The organism is Nocardia tengchongensis (assembly GCF_054781395.1).
In genome coordinates this window covers 97,958-119,480 of the sequence record NZ_BAAGUM010000013.1, presented here as the reverse complement: position 1 = coordinate 119,480, position 21,523 = coordinate 97,958, and the positions used below count along the sequence as shown (strand labels likewise).

Genomic DNA, 21,523 nt, shown 5'->3' with positions numbered 1-21,523 from the left:
GTCAGCGTCCGGTGTAGCGGCCGTCGGGCCGGACGCAGGCGGAGGGCTGGATCTCGCCGATATTGTCGGAGACGTACCGCTGGTCGGCGAGCGTCTTGACGGGTGGGCCTTCGGTGGATCCGTCGCCGAGCATTTCGGTGACGCCTGCTCCCGCGAGAATCATGCCCGCGGTGGTAACCAGCAGAAGGGCCGAGCGCTTCATATCCCTCTCCCTTGTTTGGGGATGAGTGAGGAGACCCGAACGGTGTCGATTCGGTTGATCCGGTACTCAATTGAGGTTGGCTGAATGTTTGCCAGTGCATGAAACGTTAATCGGTGACCCATGCCGGAAGCAAGGCGTATGCCTGTTGCCGCACTCCGCTTTGACAGGAATTTGGCACGTCAGAGCCGCTATCGGACTGTAAAGTTCGCTTTCAGTTCAGAGATGAGGTCAGTTTCGGTCAGTTTGCGCGCTGCAGGCTGGCCGCCAGATGGTGGGTCAGCGGCTGCTCGACCGCGGCCATCCGCAGGGAGTAGTCGAGGGTGTCGCCCGCGACGGTGAAGGTCCGGCCCAGCGCGGTCACCGACTTCGCGCTGCTGCTCATCCCGATCGAGGTGGAGTCGAGTTCCAGGCGCAGCTCGCCGCCCTCGCGCACCAGACGGCCCTCACAGATCTCGGTGATCCCGGTGGGGTGGGCCAGGATCAGTTCGATCCGGTCGTCGCCGAGTGCACGCAGGTAGCCGGTCTCGCTGTGCATGGGCCGGCTGCCGTCGGCGGCGCGGGTGCGCTGCCGGTAGGTGAGGAAGGGGCGGCCGACATGGCCGAAGTGCACTTCCTCCAGGTACTCGAACGAATCGATGGTCGGGTATTCGCCGCGGCCGCGGCCCCGCCAGGTGCCCAGCAGCGGGGCCAGGTGGGCGATGTCGGGGTGGGGCGCGACGGGGGTTTCGGGTTCGAGCACGGCGGACAGCTTAATCCGCCGCCCGCATCGCTGCGGGAGGTCGGGGCATCCGCGCGCCGACTTTCCGGATAGGGGTATTGATCTTTCAGGCGCGGCTTGCCCGCCGATAGCCGTAAGCCGCCGGTACGGCGAACACGATGATCAGCCCGAGCGACCACACGATCGTCTTGATCAACGGCCCGGCCACCGGCCCGCCCGCGGCCAGCGCCCGCATCGTGTCGACCGCCACCGACATGGGCTGATGCTCCACCACCGGCTGAATCCACTTGGGGTAGGCCGCCAGCGGCACGAAGCCGGTGCTGAAGAACATGAGCAGCGAGGACAGCAGCGCCACCGCTTCGACCAGGGCGGCCTTGGCGGTGAAGACCGCGATGGCGGTGACCATGGTGGCGAAGGCCAGCCCGAACAGCACCGGGATGCCCAGGAACGCGAGCGCTTGCCAGGGTCCCCGCCGGAAGCGGAAGCCGATCGCCATGCCGAAGCAGATGATGACCACGGTCCCGGCGAAGATCCGGATCCCCTCGGCGATGATCCGCGCGGCCAGTCCGGAGGCGCGGTGCACGGGCAGCACCCAGAAGCGGGCCAGGATGCCCGCCTCGCGTTCGCGGCCGAGCATGACGCCGCTGGCCACCGTCCCCGACAGCGCGCCGACCAGGGTCACCATGGGCGTGGATCCGTAGAGGGCGCTGTGCCCGGAGAACTTCTCGATCTGCGAGCCCACCACGATGTCGAGCATGAGCAGCAGCAGGCACGGCACGACGAGGGTTTCGAGCAGCGTGACCGGGTCGCGCACCCAGCGGGTCAGCAGCCGCTGGGTCTGAATCCAGGTGTGCCGCAACAGGGCCGGGGCGGAGCGTTCGCCGAACAGGAGGGTGTCGGTGGCTTCGGGGTGTGCGAGGGTGGCCATCACGACCTCTTCAGGTTCTGCCGGGCGATGAAGTAGCAGGACACGGCGATGGTGCCGACGATCCACAGCACCGTCGGCATCATCAGCGACCAGGTGACCGGGTGCGCATGGCCGCCGGGGTCGCCGCCGAGTGCGCGCAGCGCCTCGGCGAATTGCGAGACCGGCTGGTTGCGGACGAAACCCTGTACCCAGTGCGGGAATTGGTGGGCGGGGGCCAGACCGGTGGAGAGCATGCCGAGGATCAGCGGTGGCAGCACCAGCATCTGGGTGGTGGCCTCGGGGCTGCGGGTGTAGGTGCCGATGGCGTCGGCGCCCAGGCAGAAGTTGATGCCGATGAGCAGGCCGAGCACCAGGAATCCGACGGTGTGGGCGAAGCTGCCGGCGAATCGGAAGCCGACCACGTAGGTGCCGATCACGCCCGCGACGAGTCCGATGAGCAGCCGGAACACATTGGAGGCCATGCGCGCCGCGGCGGGCACGATCGGGTGCATAGGCATGGCGTCGAAGCGCCGATCGAGTCCGGAGACGGCGTCGGTGGCGGCCCGGAAGGCCGCGGAGACGCCGGTGAACGCGCAGGCCTGCAGGATGACGATGGGCGCCATGAATTGCGCGTAGCTGCTGAATCCCAGTCCGGCGAAGGACATCACGCGGTTGAGCGGGATGTAGAAGCTGGCGGTGAAGGTGAGGGGTGCGGCGATGGCGGTGATGATCTCGCCGGTCTTGACCGAGGGCACGATCAGCCGCACCGTGAGCACCCACCATTGGGCGAGGGTGGCGGGGGTGGCGCGGACGTCGGTGAGCCAGCCGGTGCGTGCGGCGGCGGTGGCGGTGGCGGTGGCGGTCATCCCCGGGTCCGATCCTCGGCGGTGCGGTGGCGGCCGCCGCCGTCGCCGCGGAGCCGGATCGAGGGTGAATCCTCTTCGGGTTCCTCGGTTTTAGGGGGGATGTGCCCGGTGAGTTCGAGGAACACGTCGTCGAGGGAGGGTCGCCGCAGCGCGATGTCGACCAGTTCCAGTCCGGCCGCGTCGAGCCGCCGCAGCGCCTCGGCAAGTGTTTTCGCGCCTTCGGGCGCGGGGATGGCGAGCCGGTCCGAATCCTCGGTCAGCGCTTCGCGAACGGTGGCCGGGAGCAGGTCGCCGAGGGCGTCCATGAGGGCGGGCAGGTCTTCCAGGCGGAGCGGGACGATTTCGCAGTAGCTGCCGCCGGTGCGGGCCTTGAGTTCGTCGGCGGTGCCGGCGGCGATGACGAGGCCGTGGTCGATGACGATGATGCGGTCACACAGCGCGTCGGCTTCTTCGAGGTATTGGGTGGTGAGCAGGGTGGTGATGCCGTGTTTGCGGAATCCGCCGACCAGGTCCCAGACGCCTTGGCGGCTGCGGGGGTCCAGGCCGGTGGTGGGTTCGTCGAGGAACACCACTTCGGGTCGTACGACCAGTCCGCAGGCGATGTCGATGCGGCGCCGCATGCCGCCGGAGTAGGTGCCGACGCGGCGTCCGGCGGCCTGGGTGAGGTCGAATTCCTCGACGAGTTCGTCGGCGCGGGCGCGGGCGGCGCGTTTGCGCAGGCCCATCAGGCGCCCGAACATGACCAGGTTCTCGTAGCCGGACAGGGCGTCGTCGAGGGCGGCGAACTGCCCGGTCAGCATGATGGAGCGGCGGACGTCGGCGGCGTCGGCGACCACGTCGTGGCCGGCGACCAGCGCGCGCCCGGCGTCGGGGGCGATGAGGGTGGACAGGATGTTGACCATGGTGGTCTTGCCCGCGCCGTTGGGTCCGAGGATGCCCAGGACCTCGCCGGGCGCGGCCTTGAAGGTGACTCCGCGCAGTGCCTGGACCGCGCCGAAGGATTTCTCGACGCCTTCGACGACGACACCGTCGGCCGCGGTGTCCGCCGGGTTGGTGAGGGTGGCCGGTCCGGCGGCGCCGAGGGTGGCTGTTGTGGTGTTCACATCGTTGGTATCGGGTTTGCCATTGTCGGTGTTCACGGCGTCCCTCCCAGGTGCGCGTCGAGAATTCGGGCGATGGCCGCGAGCGCGTGCGGTGCGGTCAGTTCTTCGTGGCTGACGTCGATGTCGTGGTTGGTGATGGTCCCGGTGATCCAGGGCCGCCAGCCGCCGGGTCCGAAGATGTCGGAGGTGTGCACGGTGGCGCTGAAATACAGTGCGTCGCCGTGGAAGACGGGCCGCTGGTAGCCGGTGCGGGTGGCGGCGGAGGCGTTGTAGGAGGCGGCCATGCGTTCGAGGGTGGCCGCGTCGACCAGGTCGACGCCGCCCATGCGATCGCGGATGAGGGCGGCGGCCTGTTCGGCGGTGGTGTCGGCGGGGATGTCGGTGATGCCGAAGACGGACCCGAAGGCCGCGACGAAGGACCCGGCGGTGAGCTTGTCGATGCTGTCACCGTCGATATCGGTGCTGTCCGCGTCGAGCAGGGCCAGGGTGCCGACCTCGTCTCCGGTTGCTTCGAGCCGGGCGGCGACCGCATGCGCGATGAGGCCGCCGAAGGACCATCCCAGCAGATGATAGGGGCCGCGAGGCTGGAGTCGGCGAATTTCGGCCACGTACCGCCGGGCGAAGTCGTCGATGCTGCGGGCGTGCGGTTCGCCCGACAGGTCGGGTGCCTGCAGGCCGTAGACGGGTCGTCCGGGGGCCAGGGCGTCGGCGAACCCGAGATAGGTCCAGGCGATGCCGGACGAGGGGTGGATGCAGAACAGGGCGGGTTCGGTGCCGCCGGGCCGGATGGGCAGCACCACGTCCAGTCCGAGTCCGGGTGACGTGTCCGCCCGGGTGGCGGCCAGTTCGGCGGCGGCCTGTTGCTCGCGTAGTTCGATCATGTGCTTGCGTTCGGCGTCGGCGGCCAGTTCGGCGGCCGGGGAGCCGGCGAAGTAGGCCGCGGCGGCGAGCGCGTCGGTCCACAGGTGGGCCAGCATGGTGATCTCGTGCCGGGGCAGCAGGGTTTCGGGGAAGGTGAAACTGGCCTGCAGCCGGTCCCCGGCCACGACGGCGTTGATCTCGATTTCGGCGGTGACGGGCACGTCGGCGTGCTCGGTCGGGTGCAGGTCGCCGAATTCGTCGGTGGGCAGCCAGCCGAGATCCTCGAGTCCGGCCGGGATGTCGGCGGTGGCGTAGCGGCCGAGATAGTTGAACCCGATCCGGCCGGGCACCCGCGCGGGCAGCTCGGGGCCGGTCTCGGGGTTGAGGTACCGCAGCATGCCGTAGCCGATTCCCTTGTCCGGCACCGCCATCAGCTGATGTTTGATCGCGCGGATGGCCGCGCCCATGGCGGGCCCGCCGGCGAGGGCGTCGCGAATCGGAATGTCCGACAGTGCCAGTCGCACCGGGTAGACGGTGGTGAACCAGCCCAGGGTGCGCGAGAGGTCCGCGCCCGGCACGATCTCCTGTTGCCGCCCGTGTCCTTCGAGCCGGACCAGCACCGCCTCGGAAGGTTCCATGCGCCAGCGCATGACGGCCAGCGCGAGCGCGGCCAGCAGGGTGTCCTCGACCGTGCCGTCGAACAGCGCGGGCAGGGTGGTGAGCAGGGCTGTGGTGACGTCGGCGTCGAGTTCGACCTCGACCGCGCGCACGGCAGGCACCCGGTCGATCGCCGGGTCGAGTTCGCGCGGGCCGACCACCGGATCGGGGGTGGCGGCCACCTCGCGCCAGTAATCCAGTTCGGCCGTGCGGGTTTCGCGCTGCGCGGCCTCCTCGAGGGCGTGCGCCCACCGGCGCAGGGAGGTGCCGGTCTCGGGCAGGATCGGGGTGGTGTCGCCGCTGACCTGCGCCCAGGCGGCGATCAGGTCGGGAATCAGGATCCGCCAGGACACGCCGTCGATGACGAGGTGGTGGGCCACCAGGATGAGGCGGCCGCGCCGGGCGGCGGGGCTGCCGGGGGCGGGGTCGAGCCACACCAGCTGCAGGACGGTGCCGGTGGCCGGGTCGAGGCGGCCGAGCGCGGAATCGGTTTCGGTGAAGGCGTATTCGCGCAGGTCGACAGCGTCGGCGGTATCGAATTCGATGCGGTACAGCAGTGCGTCGACATCGACCGAACCCGGCTCGCGAATGTCCATGCGCCACTGGCCGTCCTGCTCGGCGAGTCGGGCGCGCAACGCGTCGTGGTGGTCGACGACCGCGGTGACGGTGGCGACGAGTTGTTCGCGGCCGATGCCCTGGGGCAGTTCCAGCACCGCGGTCTGCGCGAATCTGCGGTGGTCGCCGCCGCGTTCGAGCATCCATCGCACGATCGGGGTGAGCGGCAGTTCGCCGACCCCGCCGCCGGGCAGTTCCTCGAGCACGACGCTGTCGCCGCCGGCGGCCGCGAGCGCGGCCAGTGCGGCGACGGTGCGGTGTTCGAAGATCTGCAGCGGGGTGATCTCGATGCCGCGCATCTTGGCGCGCGACACCAGTTGGATGGCGAGGATGCTGTCGCCGCCGAGCGCGAAGAACGAGTCGTGCACGCCGACCCGGTCGCGGCCGAGCAGTTCGGCCACGATCTCGGCGAGGGTGATCTCCAGATCACCACGGGGAGCGCGGTATTCGGTCTCGGCCTCGAAGACCGGCGCGGGCAGTGCACGGCGGTCGAGCTTGCCGACGGCGTTGAGCGGGATGGCGTCGAGCACCACGAACGCCGAGGGCACCATGTAGCCGGGCAGCCGGTCGGCGGCGTGGGCGCGCAGTTCGGCGAGGTCGATCTGCCGTCCGGGTTCGGGCAGCAGGTAGGCGGCGAGCGCGGTGGCCCCGCCGGGTCCGGGTACGCCGAGGGTGACCGCGAATTCGACGCCGTCGCCGGCGGCCAGCGCGGCGTCGATCTCGCCGAGTTCGATGCGTTGTCCGCGCACCTTGACCTGGAAGTCGGTGCGCCCCAGGTATTCCAGCATCGGTTCGTCGAGGTAGCCGGTCCAGCGCACCAGGTCGCCGGTGCGGTAGAGGCGTCCGCCGGGCCGCCCGTAGGGGTCGGCGACGAAGCGGTTGGCGGTGAGGCCCGGGCGGTTGTGGTAGCCGCGCGCCAGGGCCCCTCCGGCCAGGTACAGCTCGCCGGCCACGCCCATCGGGACCGGTCGCAGCCGGTCGTCGAGGACCAGGGCGCCCGCGCCGCGGATCGGTGCGCCGATGGTGACCGGTTGCCCGGCGACCAGTGGCTCGGAAGCCGTTGCCCAGATGGTGAATTCGGTGGGTCCGTACAGGTTGATCAGGGTGCGCCCGGTCGCCCAGCGCGCCACCAGGTCGGGTCCGATGGCCTCGCCCGCCACGGCCAGCACGCGCACGCCGGCCACGGCGTCGGGGTCGAGGGTGGCCAGCGCCGACGGCGTGATCACCAGGTGGGTGACGCCTTGGGTCGTGATGAGTTCGGTCAGGGCCTCCCCGCCGAACACGTCGGGCGGGGCGACCACGGCGGTGCCGCCGGATCCGAAGGCCATGAGCGCCTCGAAGGCCGAGGCGTCGAAACTCGGTGAGGCGACCTGCAATACGCGGCAGTGTTCGCCGAGCGAGAGCAGCTCCCGCTGGGCTCGCACCAGATCGGCGATTCCGCGGTGCGACACCGACACCCCTTTGGGTGTCCCGGTGGATCCGGAGGTGTAGATGAGCCAGGCGGGCTGGTCCGGGTAGCTGCGCATGGCGCGAACTCGCCCGCCCCCGAGAGTGATTCGCACGCTCGACGCGGCCGGATCGTCGAGGACCAGCCAGCCGATGCTGTCGGGCAGATTCGGCCGGTGCGCACCGGTGGTGAGGCCGAGGATCGCGCCGGAGTCGGTGAGCATGTGGTCGATGCGGTCGAGCGGATGGCGGGGATCGATGGGCAGAAACGCCGCCCCCGCCTTGGCGCACGCCCAGATCGCGGTGAGCAGCTCCGCGCCCCGGGACAGTGCCAGCGCCACAACGGTTTCCGATCCGGCGCCGGCGGCCGAGAGCTGCATGGCCAGGCGCTGCGAAGCGGTGTCGAGTTCGCGATAGGACACCGCACGCCCGTCGGCGATGACGGCCGGGCACAGCCGGTGTGCGGTGGCGGCGGCCCGGAAAACCTGGGCGAGGGTGGTGAATCCGCTGTGCCCGGGGCCGCGCACGGGGATCAGTGCGGCGCGTTCGGCCAGGTCGAGCAGTTCGATGTCGGACAGCCGGATGCCGGGGTCGGCGGTGACGGCGGTGAGGACGCGCCGCCACCGGGTGACCAGCCGGGCGGCGGTGGTCTCGTCGAACAGGTCGGTGGCGAAGGTGAGGGTGCCCTCGAGCCCGGCTTCGTCGTCGAGGCCGGGCAGCGGTGCGCGCAGATCGAAGGTCAGGTCGAACTGTGAGGCGTCGCGGACGATGGGTTCGACCTCGACCCGCAGCCCCGGGAATTCCACCGTGGGCGGTTCGAAGTTCTGCAGCGACAGCGACACCTGGAACAGCGGATGCTGCGCGGTGGAGCGTGGCGGATCCAGGACCTGCACCAGTCGTTCGAACGGGACTTCGGCGTGGGCGAAGCCGTCCAGGTCGGTGGCCCGGACCTGCGCCAGGAAGTCCCGGAACCCGAGGGCGGGGTCGACCGGGGTGCGCAGGGCGAGGGTGTTGACGAACATGCCCACCAGATCGTCGAGGGCCGCTTCGCCGCGCCCGGCGACCGCGGTGCCGATCAGGATGTCGGGTGTCCCGGCCAGCCGGGACAGCAGCACCGCCAGTGCGGCGTGCAGCACCATGAACAGGCTGGTGTCGGTGGCGGCCGCCAATTCGGTGAGCGCGCTGTGCAATCCGGCGTCGACCCGGAATTCGAGGTCCTTGCTGTGCAGGCTCTGCACCGCCGGGCGCGGCCGGTCGGTGGGCAGTTCGAGCACGTCGGGCGCGGCCGCGAGCCGTTCCTTCCAGTACCGGACCTGGTGTGCCGCACGGGATTCGGTGTCGTTCTCGTCGCCGAGCAGTTCGCGCTGCCAGATCGAGTAGTCGGCGTACTGCACCGGCAACGGCGGCCGTTCGATCTCCACGCCGGTGGTGCGCGCGAGATACGCGGTGACGAGGTCGGTGGCGAGCGGCGCCATCGAGGACCCGTCCGCGCTGATGTGGTGCACCACCAACACCACCACGTGTTCGGGCTCGGTGCCGCCGACGGCCCGCGGGGTGAGGCGCAGCACGTGGACGCGCAGCGGGGCCTCGCGGGTGAGATCGAAGCCCGTCCCGGTGGTTTCGGCGATGGCGGCGTGCAGGTCGGGGCCGTCGTCGGTGTCGGCGAAGCTGATTTCCGGGGCCGTGGCCTCGGCGGTGAGCACCACTTGGCGGGGGCCGTCGGCATCGGCGGGGTAGATGGTGCGCAGTGATTCGTGGCGGGTCACCACGTCGGCGACCGCCCGGCGCAGCGCCGCGACATCGAGGGCGCCGGTCAGGCGTAGTGCCGCGGTGATGTTGTAGGCGGCCGAGTTCGGGTCCAGCCGGTTGAGCACCCACATGCGCTGCTGGGCCGGGGACAGCGGGATGCGGTCCGGGCGGATGCGCGGGGCCAGGGCCGGCAGGCCGGGAATCTCGGTGCCGGGCAGGATGCGGGCGGACAGTTGTGCGACGGTGGGTGCGTCGAACAGGTCGCGCAGGGCGATGGTCGCGCCGAGGGCGGCGTTCACCCGGGCCACGACCCGGGTCGCGGTCAGCGAGTTGCCGCCCAGGTCGAAGAAGGATCGGTCGATGCTGATCTCGTGGGTGTCGAGCACGTCGGCGAACACCTTGGCCACCGCGGTCTCGATGCCGGTGCGCGGGGCCAGGTAGCGCTGGTCGAGGGTCGCGAAATCCGGTGCGGGCAAGGCGTTCCGGTCCAGCTTGCCGACCGGCGTCAAGGGCACGTCGTCGAGTTCGATGAGGTAGCTGGGCACCATGTAGCCGGGCAGTGCGGCGGCGATGCGGGTGCGCAGCAGTTCGGTGTCGAGCCGCTGTCCCGCCGCGGCGACCACATAGGAGACCAGCACGGTCTGACCGCCGGGTCCCGGGCAGCCGAGGGTGGCGGCGTAGTCGACCTGGTCGTCGGCGGCCAGTACCGCGTCGATCTCGCCCAGTTCGATGCGCAGCCCGCGGATCTTGACCTGGAAGTCGCTGCGCCCCAGGTATTCCAGCTCCAGTTGCGATCCGTCGGTGGTCTTGACTTCGACCCAGCGCACCATGTCGCCGGTGCGGTACATGCGCGCGCCGGGCGCGGTGAACGGGTTGGCGACGAATCGCGCCGCGGTGAGCCCGAAGCGGTTGAAGTAGCCGCGGGCCAGTGCGGGCCCGGCCAGATACAGCTCGCCGGTCACCCCCAGGGGCACCGGCCGCAGCCAGCTGTCGAGGACGAGCGTGAGCGCCCCACGCACCGGCGCGCCGATGGTGATCGGCTCGCCCGGCCGCAGTTCGCCGGGCCCGGTCGCCCACACGCTGAATTCGGTGGGGCCGTACAGGTTCACCATGCGCCGTCCGGCCGACCACTCGGTCACCAGTTCGGGACCGGCCGCTTCGCCGGCCACCGACAGGCAGGTCAGGTCATCGAGCCCGTCGGGGTTCATGGTGGCCAGCACCGACGGGGTGATGACCGCGTGCGTGACGCCCTCGGTGCGCAGCAGTTCCTCGAGCGCGCCGCCGCCGTACACGTCCGGCGGTGAGATGACCAGCCGCCCGCCCGCGCCGTGCGCCATGAGCAGCTCGTGCACCGAGGCGTCGAAGCTGGGCGAGGCGACCTGCAGGGTGCTGGAGGTTTCGTCGAGGTCGAGCAGACTCTGCTGGGAGGCCACCAGATTCGCGAGTCCGCGGTGGCTGAGCAGCACGGCCTTCGGCTTGCCGGTCGACCCGGAGGTGTAGATGAGATACGCCGTCTGCGCGAGGTTGATCGGCCCGCCGCGTTCGTCGTCGGTGATGTGCGCGTCGGAGACGGTCATGACGCGTCGAATGGTGTTGAGGTCGTCGAGCAGCAGCCAGTCGATGCTGCCGGGCAGGGTCTCGCCGACCGAGCACACCGTCACCCCGATCGGGGCGCGGGAGTCGGTGAGGATGTGCTCGATGCGTTCGACCGGATAGTTGGGGTCCAGCGGCAGGAACGCCGCCCCGGTCTTGGCCAGCGCCCACACCGCGACCACCGATTCCACCGACCGGGTCAGCGCCAGCACCACGAAGGTCTCGCGGCCGACGCCGCGCCCCAACAGGATGCGCGCGAACCGGTTGGACCAGGCGTCGAGGTCGCGGTAGGTCATGGACACGGTGCCCGAACTGATCGCGATGCCGTCGGGATTGGCGCGTGCGCCGGCGGCGAGGATGTCGGGCAGCGTGCGCAGGGGAGTGGGCGCGCCGCCGCGGACCGGTGCCAGCCGCGCCCGTTCCAGCGGATCGCAGTGCTGCAGTTGGGCGATGCGCCGGTCGGGGTGCTCGGCGATCTGGTTCAGCAGCAGCATGAACCGGTCGAGCAGTCTGCGCGCGGCCGCTTCGGGCAGTTCGTCGGCCATGAATTTGACGGTGATGCACAGGCTTTCGCTGCCGTCGGCGGCGCGCTGCGGAATCACCATCAGGTTGAGCGGGTACGGGGTGGCGTCGGTGCCGGACACGTCCAGGATCCGCATGCCCGCGATATCCAATGCCCGCGAGAGGGTTTCGCGGTCGATGGGATAGGACTCGAACACGGTGAGGGTGTCGAACAGCTCCGGCAGCCCGACCGCCCGGTGGATGGCGGCCAGCCCGACATGCTGATGATCCAGCAGCCGCGTCTGCTCGTCCTGCACCCGCGCCAGCAGATCGCCCACCCGCTCACCCGGATCCAGCCGCACCCGCACCGGCAGGGTGTTGATGAACAACCCCACCATCTCCTCGACCCCGGACAGCTGCGGCGGCCGCCCGGACACGGTGCCGCCGAACACCACGTCGGTGCGCCCGGTGAGCATGGCCAGCAGCAGCGCCCACCCGGCCTGCACCGCCGTGTTCACCGTGGCCCCGGCGGTGCGCACGGTCTCGGTCAGTTGCGCCAGTTGCGTGGTCGTGAATTCGGCCGACACCATGCCGGATTCGGCCGAGGTGATGCCCGCCAGCGTCGGGATCGCGCGGGTCGGGGAGTCGACCCCGGCCAGCGCCTCGGTCCAGGCGGCCAGGGAGGCGTCGTCGTCCTGTTCGTCCAGCCAGGTCAGGAATTCGCGATAGGAGTGCGCGGGCGGCTGCGGGATCTCGTGCCCGGTGACCGCGGCCAAATACCCGGCCAGCAGCTCGCGCACCACCAGCGGCGTCGACCAGCCGTCCAGGGCCAGATGGTGATTGGTCATCAGCAGCGTGTACGCCTCGGCCTCGGTGCGAATCAGGCTGAACCGCAGCAGCGGCGGCCGGGCCAGGTCGAAGCGGGTGCCGGCGTCGACGGCGATCAGCCGGGCCAGTTCCCGCTGCCGTTCGGCCGGCTCGGTGATGGTGGTGAGATCGATTTCCTGCCAGGGGATCTCGGCATGCCCGAGCACCAGCTGGCGCGGGCCGTCGGCGGTCTCGACGAAAGCGACCCGCAGCACCTCGTGCCGATCCAGTAGCGCGGCCGCCGCGGTACGCAGCCGTCCGGCGTCGACCCGCCCGGCCAGCGTGAGCTGGGTCTGGACGGTGTAGCCGTCGGCGGTGTCGCTGTCGTAGCGGGCATGGAACAACAGTCCGTACTGCAACGGCGAGAGCGGCCACACCTCGGTGAGGCCGGGGTACTCGCGTTCCCAGTCGTCGATCTGCTCCTGGTCCACGGCGACGAGCGGGAAGTCCGAGGGCGTGTGCCCGCCCGCCCCCGCGTGGCGGGCGTGGGCGACGAGCGCGGTGACCGCCAGTCCCCACAGTCGCGCGAAGTCGCTCACCTGCTCGGCCGACAGCAGCCGCGCCGCGTAGGCCCACGTCACCTCGAGGCCGGCGGCGGTGTGGAAGGCGTTGATGTCGATGACGGCCGCCAGCGGTGCGGCATCGTCCTGGGTGGCGGCGAATCGGACCGGCACCCACGGGGTTTCCGCGCCGCCGGGATGTTCGACGCCCGCGCCGGTGCGGCCCAGATAGTTGAAGCTGAGCTGCGGTGCCGGAGCACTCTCGAACTCGGCCGCGGTCGCGGCGTCGAGGTAGCGCAGCATGCCGAAGCCCACGCCCTTGTCGGGGATGGCCCGCAACTGCTCCTTGACCGCCTTGAGCGCCGCGCCCGCCGCCGGTCCGCCGTGGAAGGCGTCGTCGAGATCGAGGTCGCCGAGGTCGAGCGCGACGGGGAAGACGCTGGTGAACCAGCCGATGGTGCGGGAGATGTCCGCGCCCGGCAGCACCGCTTCCTCGCGCCCGTGGCCCTCGACGGTGAGCAGTGTCCGCCGGGTGTCCCGGAACCGCGCCGAGGCCAGGGCCAAGGCCGTGAGCAGGGCGTCGTCGAGGCCGCAGTGGAAGCGCGCGGGAATGAATTCCTGTGCGGCCGTGGCGGTGTCGGGGTCGACAACGGTGCGCACCTGACCCATCGAGGCCACGGTGTCGAGGGCGGGATCCAGCGCCCTCGTGCCCAGGTACGGGTCGGGTGCGGTGAGGATCTCGCGCCACCCCAGGATCTCGCCCGCACGGGCCGGGGTCTGTTCGATCTGGCCGTGCGCCCAGCGGCGGAAGGAGGTGCCGACCGGTGCGAGGGTCCCGCCCGCCCAGGCGGTGGCCAGGTCCGGCAGCAGGATGCGCCAGGAGACGCCGTCGGTGACCAGGTGGTGCAGCACCACCCACAGCAGCGGCAGCGCCGCGCCGCGGTCGATGAACACGAAGCGGGCCACCACGCCGGCGGAGGGATCCAAAAGGTCGGCGGCGCGCTGCAACTCGTCCTCGCCGTCGCTGTCGGGTGCGGCGGTCACCAGGTCGATGAGGGCTCCGGCCTCCACGGTCCCGGGCTCGCTGACCCGCCACACCCAGGGGCGGCCGTCGTCGGAGGGTTCGTGGGTGAGGCTGCTGCGCAGCAGGTCGTGGCGGTCCAGCACGGCCTGCACGGCCCCGGGGAGCCGGGACCGGTCGATGTCGTGGGGCAGTGGAATCAGCACGGCCTGGGCGAAGCGGGGCCACGTCTCGCCCTGGTCGAGCATGGCGTGCACGATCGGGGTGAGCGGTACCGGGCCGACCGCGCCGCCGGGCAGTTCCTCGATCACCGGTGCGGCCGCCGCGGTGGCGACCACGGCCAGTCCGGCGACGGTCTTGTGCTCGAACACATCTCGCGCGCGCAGTCCGAGCCCGGCCGCCTTGGCGCGCGCCACCAGCTGGATGGCCACGATGCTGTCGCCGCCGAGGGCGAAGAAATTGTCGTCCGCCGCAACCGATTCCACGCCCAGCACGGCTTCGAACACCGCGGCCAGGGCGCGTTCGTTGTCGGTGGCGGGTGCGCGCCCGGTGCGCGGCCCCGAGCCGAAGTCGGGGGCGGGCAGGGCGCGGCGGTCCACCTTGCCCGCGGGGGTGAGCGGCAGTGTGTGCAGCACCATCACCACCGAGGGCACCATGTGCGCCGGAAGCTGCTGGGCGACGGTCGTTTTCACGTCCTCGGGCGCGACCACCGAATCGGCGGCCAGCACGTAGGACACCAGCGCGGTGGCCCCGCCCGGCGTGGTCGCGCCCACCGTGACCGCCATCTCGACGCCCGGATGCCGGGCCACCGCGGCGTCCACCTCGCCGAGTTCGATGCGGAAGCCGCGCACCTTCACCTGGGTGTCGCCGCGGCCCAGGTACTCCAGTTCCCAGCGGCCCGCGCGCCGCCGCCAGCGCACCAGGTCACCGGTGCGGTAGATCCGCGCGCCCGGCTCGACGGGGCTGGCCACGAAACGTCCCGCGCTCAGGCCGATGCGCTGGTGGTAGCCGCGCGCCAGGCCCGCACCGCTCAGGTACAGCTCGCCGACCACGCCCGGCGGCACCGGCCGCAGCCAGGGATCGAGCACGATCGCGCCGACCCCGCGGGTCGGCGCGCCGATCGTGATGGGCTCGCCGGGTCTCAGCGGTGTACTGAGCGTCGCGGTGACGGTGGCCTCGGTCGGGCCGTAGCCGTTGATGACGCAGCGCCCGGCCCAGCGGACCGGCAGCTCGGGCGGGCAGGAGTCGCCGCCCACCACCACCGTCCGCAGCCGCGGCAGCGTCTCCGGTTCCAGCGAACCCGCCACGGCCGGAGTGACATTCAGGTGGGTGACCTCCAGGGTGCGCAGCACCCGGGCCAGGTCGTCGCCGGCGTAGGCGTCCGGTGGCACCACGGCCACCGTCGCGCCCACCGCGAACGCGACCAGCAGTTCCTCCACCGAGATGTCGAAACTGGGCGAGACGGCGTGCGCCACCACGGCGTCCGAGCCCACGCCGAACACCGAACCCGACCCGGTGACCAGGTTGGTGAGGCCGCGATGGGTGACCGCGACACCCTTGGGCAGGCCGGTCGAGCCGGAGGTGTAGATCAGGTAGGCGACCTGGTCCAGGTGCACGGGCGCGCGCCGGTCGGCGTCGGTGATCGGCCCGGAATCGCTTGCGGTGATGGTCTGTTCGGTCTCGGGGTCGTCGAGCACCAGCCACCGCACGCGATCGGGCAGCGCGGCCCGCGAGCCGGCTACCGTCACACCCGCGACCACGCCGCTGTCGGTGAGCATGTGCTCGATGCGGTCGATCGGATACCCGGGGTCGACGGGAACGAATGCCGCGCCGGTCGCGGCGACGGCGCACATGGCCAGCACCGACTCGGCCGAACGGGGAATCGAGATCGCCACGGCGCGTTCGGGTCCCGCGCCCGCGGCGATCAGCACCCGGGCCAGCCGGTTGGCGTACTCGGTGACTTCGCGGTAGGTGAAGGCGCTGCCGCCCACCCGCAGGGCGATGGCCGAGGGGGCGCGCTCGGCCCCGGCGGACAGGATCTCGGGCAGGGTGTGCGGGCGGGCGCCATCCCGGCCGCGGGCCGGCGCGAGCACGGCACGCTCCTGATCGGAGACCGCGCTCAGCGCGGTCAGCGGCTGGTCGGCGCCGCCGGCCAGGAAGCGGTGCAGGAACTCCAGGAACCGGGCGTGCAGGGCCGCCAGCTCGGGTTCGTCGTAGCGGTTGGGGTTGGCCTGGAAGTCGATGTGGGTGGGTTCCCCGCCGGTGCCCGGGTAGACGTTGACGAACAGGTCGTCGATCATTCCCGAGGTCAGCACGTGCAGCTGCCCGGTCACCCCACCCAGACGGATGCGGGTGTCGGCCAACATCAGATTGACCGTAGGCCCGAAGCCCGCGACCTCGTCCATGGCCCAGCCCAGGTCCCGGAAGATGTCCTCCTGCCGGTACCGCTGGCGGCGCAGGGCGGCGGTCAGCTCACCCTGGGTGGCGCCCAGTAGGTCGCCGACGGTGGCGGTGGGGGACAGGCGCAGCCGCAGCGGCACCACATTGGCGACCATGCCGCCCGAACGGCGCAGGGTGGCGGTGGTGCGGCCGGACACCGGCAGGCTGAGCACGATCTCGCCCGCCCCGGTCATCGCGCCCACGTAGGCGGCGAAGGCGGCCACCACGACCGGCGCCGGACTGGTGGATCGAGCCGCGGTCAGCGAATCCAGCAGGGCCGCCGTGGATTCCGGCAGCGCGCCGCTGAGCAGCCGCGGGTGAGCGTCCACCGCGCCGGTGCGGCGGCCCAGGTTCGCCGGTTCGGGCAGACCGGTCAGGTGTTCGCGCCAGTAGTCGCGATCGGCTTGCAGCTTGTCCGAATTCCGGTACGCGGCATCGGCTTCCACGATGCGCTGCAACGGCTCGGCCTTGCCCGGCGGGACCTCCTGCCCGGTGACGGTGGCGTTGTAGATCTCGGAGGTGCGCTGCAGCATGGTGAGCGCGCCGACGCCGTCGAGCAGGATGTGATGAAAGCGCGAGTACCAGTACCAGCGGTCCGGGCCCAGGCGCAGCATGGCCATCGTGCACAGGCGGTCGCGGGTCAGGTCCAGGGGTGCGGTGTACTCGGCGCGCATCCAGGTCTGCGCGGCGGCCTCGGGGTCGGGCGCGCCGCTCAGGTCGACGGTCCGGGTCCGGTCGTCGAGGCTGGTGTCGACCAGCTGCCAGGGCAGCTCGTCGATCTCGATCAGGCGTAGATAGCCGGTGCCGAACTCGCGACCGGCGCGGCGGGCCGCGTCGGCCAGCAGGTCCGCGTCGATCGGGCCGGTCAGCTCGACATATTGGGCGATGGAGACGGGGGTGTCGCCGGCCAGCTGCTGGGCGAACCAGATGCCGCGCTGGGCGGCGGAAAGGGCGAATGCCGCCGAATTGTCAGGGGTGGAGGGCAGGGGACTGCTGAAACCCATACTGCTGAGACCTTCTCCAGGACTGCGGCGGCAGCGGAGAGGTCAGGAGGCCTTCCGCGCCAGGTTCAGTTCGGCCTCGCTGAGCGGGGCGTCCGAGCCGGTGAGATATTGCACCAGCGTGTCTCGATCATCGAGCACCAGCCAGCGGCTCGGGTCGGTGACCAGCTCCCGCCCGGCCTTGGTGGTGATGCCGAAATCGGCACGGGCCACACTGGTTTCGGTGGTGAGCGGCACCGGCATCGCGCCGGTCTTTTCAATGGCCAGACGGGAGACCATGGCCTCCAGTCGAGGGGTCTCCGCGATCACGATCCGCGCCCCGGGGTGGGCTCCGAGCCGCAGCAGCATGCGCGCCACTCGATTGCTCCAGCGATCCAGCTCGGTGGGGTTCAGTTCGCAGTCGGCATCGGTCACCGCGATGGCCTGGGGCGATTCGGCAACGGTGGGCGATTCGACCGTCGTGCACATGAACATCATCCTCTCGGAGGGGGCGCTTGGGGTGGCGTTCGGTATGTATCCACTCTCGCCCCCGCACGCCTCCGCCGGTAGCGACCACAGTGCTGCTGGAATCCGCTCCGAGGGTGCACGTTGTCCCACCCTGGGGTGGGTGGAAGATCAGCCGTCCAGGGTGGCCATGGTCTCCGAGATCATGGCGATCGAGTCGCGCGGGCTCAGCGCCATGGCCCGGAGCTGGTCGAACATCACCCCGTAGCGGCGCACCTCGGAATGGCCCTCGATCAACTCGTCGCTGGCGATGCCCTCCACGTAGACCAGTTCCGGGTCGGCGGGGTCGGGGAAGTCGAGCAGGGTGAAGGAGCCCAGCATGCCCGGGTGCGCGCCGGCGTCGAAGGGCAGGATCTGCAGGATCACGTTCCGCTTGTTGGTGTGGTCGAGCAGCTGACTGAACTGTTGGTTCATCACCTCCGGGCCGCCGACCATGCGCCGGATGACGGCCTCGTCGAGCACCACCCACAGCTCCAGCGGATTGTCCTTGGTGAGCACCTTCGAGCGCTCCTGGCGCGCCCGGATCCGTTGCTCGATAACCTGATCCGACACCTTGGGCATGGTGGTCTGGTAGACCGCGCTGGCGTACGCCTCGGTCTGCAGCAGGCCCGGGACGAAGGTGGACTGGAAGAAGCGCGCGGACAGCGCCTCGGCCTCGAAGTTGATGTAGGCGCCGTACACCTCGGACACGGCATCCTCGAAAGACCTTGCCATGCCGGGTCGTAACGCGTCGACCAGCAACTGCAAGGCGTCTGAACGTTGTGGCTCGCCGATGCCGTAGAGGTCCAGCATGGCCGTCAGGGTGCGGCGCTGCGGCCGGGCCTGAGCGGTCTCGATCCGGTACAGCGTGGTGACGTTGATGCCGGTCTTGGCGCTGACCACTTCTTTGCTGAGCTGGGCGCTCTCCCGCATCTCGTGGAGCATCGCGGCCAGCCTCCGCAAACGGACGGTGAGCACGGTGCGCTTGCCTGCCATGACAACCCTTTCGCTTGGCGCACTTGCTAGAACGCAGTATTGCGTTCTTGCATTTGTAAGAGCATGATCCAGCTAGCCTATTCGTGAACAACCGTTCCGATGACCGGTATAGCTGAATCCGGAGACCAATCATGTTGGTGCGATTAGTGATGCAGTCGGGTGCGTATAGGGAGTCGCGATGACCATGTCGATAGCCGGCGTTCTGCCGACCGCTCCGCAATTGCTCTGCGCTTTCCAGGGGAGACGATTTCAAGATCGAGTATTGCTGCGGTCGGCGCACGCGCTGGCCGAACTGCACGAACGGCGTGCCGAGGTAAGGGATCCCATGATGGTCAGCGAGATCGATTGCCGCCGCGGCGAACTCGTTGACGATATCAACGATTGGGTGGAACAGGAACTGCCACAGCACCGCAACGGCGCCACCATGCACACCGAGAGCCTGGGCGCGGTCGTGGACCGCATGGCCCGGAGCTGGGTCGAAGCCAATCAGGTGATCGATCACGAGGGCGCTTCCAGTGATAACACCCATAAACACTGGTACCATCTGGCCGAACTGGTGGACGGCTACACTGATCTCGTATTCGACGTGGCCGGTGGCCGTCGCCGTTTACCAGAACAATGATTCCAAATGCATTGACACAATTGATGTCTTGTCACCGAATCGTTGATCATCAGTGGTGACGTCAGCCGAGTCCTGCTATCGGACCAATAGCTCGCTCGAACCGTAAGACGTCGCCCGCCGAGACGGCGGGCGCAACGGGGCGCCCCGCCCGGCGTGCCGCGTGGTCGACTGGCGCGGCACGCTCGCCCTGAATTCATTGACGGAGCGCCTAGAACCAACCGACCAGTGTTTAATTCGCGTCGTATTTCGTTCACACGACCGCCGATTCACAACACCGCGGATGTAATACGGCGTTTCACAATGATAAGGGGAGGGAGTTCGTCATGAACCCGGGCGAGGGCACCGCCACCGATCTCTACCGCCAGGCCGCCGCCGGCGCCTTCCGCCTGGACGTCGCCACCGCGCGCACCTGCGCCGCGACCTTCCTGCGATTCGCAGCCGCACTGGACCCGCAAATCGCCCGCAGCCACCGTGCCCGAACCCTCACCGGCTTCGGCGATTTCGACTCCGCCCACCAACTCCGCGCGGGCTTCGAACGCAAGGGCCGCGACCTCACCGCGGCCCTCACCACCCTCCAGCGTTCCGCCCTCGACATGGCCGCCGCCTACCTGCTGGCCGCCGGACTGATCCAGACCACCGACGACGCGACCTCGCGTGCTCTGCTGACGGCCGCCGCGCACATCTGATCCCCGCTCGCCTCACCCCGAAAGGGGTTGGCTCAGCGGGGTTTCCAGTAGTTGTCCGGGCCCACCAGTTGCAGCAGGGTCCGGGAGGGGGCGTCGAGGTTGGGGGCCAGCGAGGTGTCCACCGCGAGGCTGATGTAGAGGGAGTACGCCTCGTAGAGGTAGCGGTACTGCTGACGGCCCCAGCTGGAATAGGTGGCGGCCCACAGGGTATCGAGGTTGGACTGGCAGACGCTGGCTCCCACGCCCTGGGTGGGGCACCAGACGTCCCAGGTCTGGTTCTGGCCCTTGAGGCCGTTGTAGATGGCTTCGGCCTCGGTGTTGGAGGGGAAGGCGAACACCTCCAGGGAGGTCAGGATCTTGTCCGACTGGTCGATGTAGGTGCCGGTCACCATCTGCTGACACTTGTTGGTCTGCAGCGCCGTCTTCACGTTCTGGGACATGTTGGCGGCGACGCAGTCCTTCACGCCGGTGGAGCGGCGGGTGAACACGACGCCCTTGCTGTCGGTGAAGCTCTGCGGGAGCATCGCGTCCGCGGTGAACGGGGTCTTGTCGGTGGCCTGCTGGTTGAGCGTCGACTTGTCGAACGCCACCGTGGTCGAGGTGGGCGGGGCGGTGGTGGTGGTCGTCGCCGTGGTGGTGGTCGTCGTGGTTCCGGCGGCCTTGCTCTTGCCGTCGTTCTTGTCGGAGAGCACGACGACGCCGACTCCGATGGCGATCACCAGCACCACCAGCAGGACGCCGAGGATCACCTTCAACGCGGTGTTGGACGAATCAGGTTGTGGTGCGGGCTGATACGACACCAGCGGCTGCGGACCGGACCATCCGGCCGGCGCGGCGGCGCCGTAGACCACCCGCAGGACATCGCCCCACTCCGCCGCGGAAGGCCGTGCGTCCGGCCCGAATCCGCCGTTGCCGAAGGCCCGATCGAACAGCGCCCGCACCCGCGGATCCAGGGAAGCGGGCGCTACGCCGGCTTCCCAGGGCACGCCGGGCGGGCCCGCGGTGTCGGGGAGCAGGGTCCGGTACACCAGCGTCGCAAGGTCGTACCGATCCTTGTATCGGTCGCGGACCCGGTCGGCGGGGGCCAGTCCGGCGGTGTCGATGACGTAGGCCAGCGGCGCGGCCGCCTGCAACAGCACGTTCTTGGGGGTGAGGTCACCGTGGACGAGCTGCCGGTCCTCGAGTGCCCGGATGATGTCGCACAGCCGAATGGCCACTCCCGCACGGAAATACGGGGCGGTCTGCCCGGGCGCGGCCCACAGCTGATCCAGGGTGCGCGGCCGCCCGTCGGGCTGCAGATAGTCGACGGGGATCAGCGGCAGCACCGTGCCGATCAGGCTCGAGTCGTGCTGGATGAGGTCGATCGGCCAATTCACCGCCTCGGCGGCGGCCCCGGTGGAGCCGCCCGCGGCATCGGCGGCCGCCATGGTCTGCCGGCCGAAAAGCATGGCCTGCCTGGCCCATTCGATCGCGTCGGGTGCGGTGACCGGCGTCCGGTAGAGCTTGTAGAGCCGCTGCTGCCCGCGCGGATCCCGGCACAGGTATTGCACGGAGCGGCTGCCCGCGGCATAGAAGGGTTCGCCGTCGACGTCGTAGGACTCGCCGGACAGACCAGTGACGACCACCATCGAACAATCCCCCGCCCGATCAATGACATTCGTCGCGAGTTTACCGGTCGACTGTCCGCCAC

At 70.0% G+C, this 21,523-nt stretch carries 11 protein-coding genes; 2 read left to right on the top strand and 9 right to left on the bottom strand.

The genetic code is table 11. The features are described from left to right. Position 1 precedes the first annotated feature (1 nt). From ACYVKL_RS26140 to ACYVKL_RS26105, 8 genes are all read right to left on the bottom strand, one after another. On the bottom strand, positions 2-202 hold the full coding sequence (locus tag ACYVKL_RS26140; protein ID WP_379171682.1) for a hypothetical protein: 201 nt from the start codon (positions 200-202) through the stop codon (positions 2-4). 238 nt (positions 203-440) lie between these two features. Further along, a complete protein-coding gene (locus tag ACYVKL_RS26135; RefSeq protein WP_379172063.1) occupies positions 441-950 on the bottom strand; it encodes a peroxynitrite isomerase in 510 nt (169 codons plus the stop codon). A 76-nt stretch (positions 951-1,026) separates the two neighbouring features. Next, the gene (locus ACYVKL_RS26130) at positions 1,027-1,848 is read right to left on the bottom strand and encodes an ABC transporter permease (RefSeq protein ID WP_379171680.1); all 822 of its coding nucleotides are present in this window, start codon (positions 1,846-1,848) and stop codon (positions 1,027-1,029) included. Next, positions 1,848-2,693, bottom strand: a complete 846-nt coding sequence (locus tag ACYVKL_RS26125; protein WP_379171678.1) for an ABC-2 transporter permease — start codon at positions 2,691-2,693, stop codon at positions 1,848-1,850. Before ACYVKL_RS26125 ends, ACYVKL_RS26130 begins: the two co-directional genes overlap by 1 nt. Continuing rightward, on the bottom strand, positions 2,690-3,796 hold the full coding sequence (locus ACYVKL_RS26120) for an ATP-binding cassette domain-containing protein (protein ID WP_379172061.1): 1,107 nt from the start codon (positions 3,794-3,796) through the stop codon (positions 2,690-2,692). The genes ACYVKL_RS26125 and ACYVKL_RS26120 overlap by 4 nt, the downstream gene beginning before the upstream one ends. 32 nt (positions 3,797-3,828) lie before the next feature. After that, positions 3,829-17,049 (bottom strand): amino acid adenylation domain-containing protein, encoded by a 13,221-nt coding sequence (locus ACYVKL_RS26115; RefSeq protein WP_379171676.1) that lies wholly within the window; start codon positions 17,047-17,049, stop codon positions 3,829-3,831. 42 nt (positions 17,050-17,091) lie between these two features. Further along, on the bottom strand, positions 17,092-17,514 hold the full coding sequence (locus ACYVKL_RS26110; protein ID WP_357193815.1) for an AMP-binding protein: 423 nt from the start codon (positions 17,512-17,514) through the stop codon (positions 17,092-17,094). A gap of 147 nt (positions 17,515-17,661) precedes the next feature. Then, a complete protein-coding gene (locus ACYVKL_RS26105) occupies positions 17,662-18,525 on the bottom strand; it encodes a helix-turn-helix domain-containing protein (protein ID WP_357193818.1) in 864 nt (287 codons plus the stop codon). Positions 18,526-18,787: 262 nt separating this feature from the next. Here ACYVKL_RS26105 and ACYVKL_RS26100 point away from each other — a divergent pair, with 262 nt between their 5' ends. Beyond that, a complete protein-coding gene (locus ACYVKL_RS26100) occupies positions 18,788-19,147 on the top strand; it encodes a DUF4254 domain-containing protein (protein WP_379172059.1) in 360 nt (119 codons plus the stop codon). A 323-nt stretch (positions 19,148-19,470) separates the two neighbouring features. Next, positions 19,471-19,833 carry a hypothetical protein gene (locus tag ACYVKL_RS26095; protein WP_379171672.1) on the top strand — a complete coding sequence of 121 codons (363 nt, stop codon included), beginning with the start codon at positions 19,471-19,473 and terminating at the stop codon, positions 19,831-19,833. A 32-nt stretch (positions 19,834-19,865) separates the two neighbouring features. Here the strand turns inward: ACYVKL_RS26095 and ACYVKL_RS26090 are convergent, their stop codons facing one another. Beyond that, positions 19,866-21,461, bottom strand: a complete 1,596-nt coding sequence (locus ACYVKL_RS26090; protein WP_379171670.1) for a hypothetical protein — start codon at positions 21,459-21,461, stop codon at positions 19,866-19,868. Positions 21,462-21,523 lie beyond the last annotated feature (62 nt).

What these genes read in the sequence shown, in the direction of transcription:
- ACYVKL_RS26130 (WP_379171680.1), bottom strand. Translation starts at nt 1,848, where the DNA reads ATGGCCACCCTCGCACACCCCGAAGCCACCGACACCCTCCTGTTCGGC.
- ACYVKL_RS26115 (WP_379171676.1), bottom strand. Translation starts at nt 17,049, where the DNA reads ATGGGTTTCAGCAGTCCCCTGCCCTCCACCCCTGACAATTCGGCGGCA.
- ACYVKL_RS26125 (WP_379171678.1), bottom strand. Translation starts at nt 2,693, where the DNA reads ATGACCGCCACCGCCACCGCCACCGCCGCCGCACGCACCGGCTGGCTC.
- ACYVKL_RS26110 (WP_357193815.1), bottom strand. Translation starts at nt 17,514, where the DNA reads ATGTGCACGACGGTCGAATCGCCCACCGTTGCCGAATCGCCCCAGGCC.
- ACYVKL_RS26140 (WP_379171682.1), bottom strand. Translation starts at nt 202, where the DNA reads ATGAAGCGCTCGGCCCTTCTGCTGGTTACCACCGCGGGCATGATTCTC.
- ACYVKL_RS26090 (WP_379171670.1), bottom strand. Translation starts at nt 21,461, where the DNA reads ATGGTGGTCGTCACTGGTCTGTCCGGCGAGTCCTACGACGTCGACGGC.
- ACYVKL_RS26105 (WP_357193818.1), bottom strand. Translation starts at nt 18,525, where the DNA reads ATGGCAGGCAAGCGCACCGTGCTCACCGTCCGTTTGCGGAGGCTGGCC.
- ACYVKL_RS26095 (WP_379171672.1), top strand. Translation starts at nt 19,471, where the DNA reads ATGAACCCGGGCGAGGGCACCGCCACCGATCTCTACCGCCAGGCCGCC.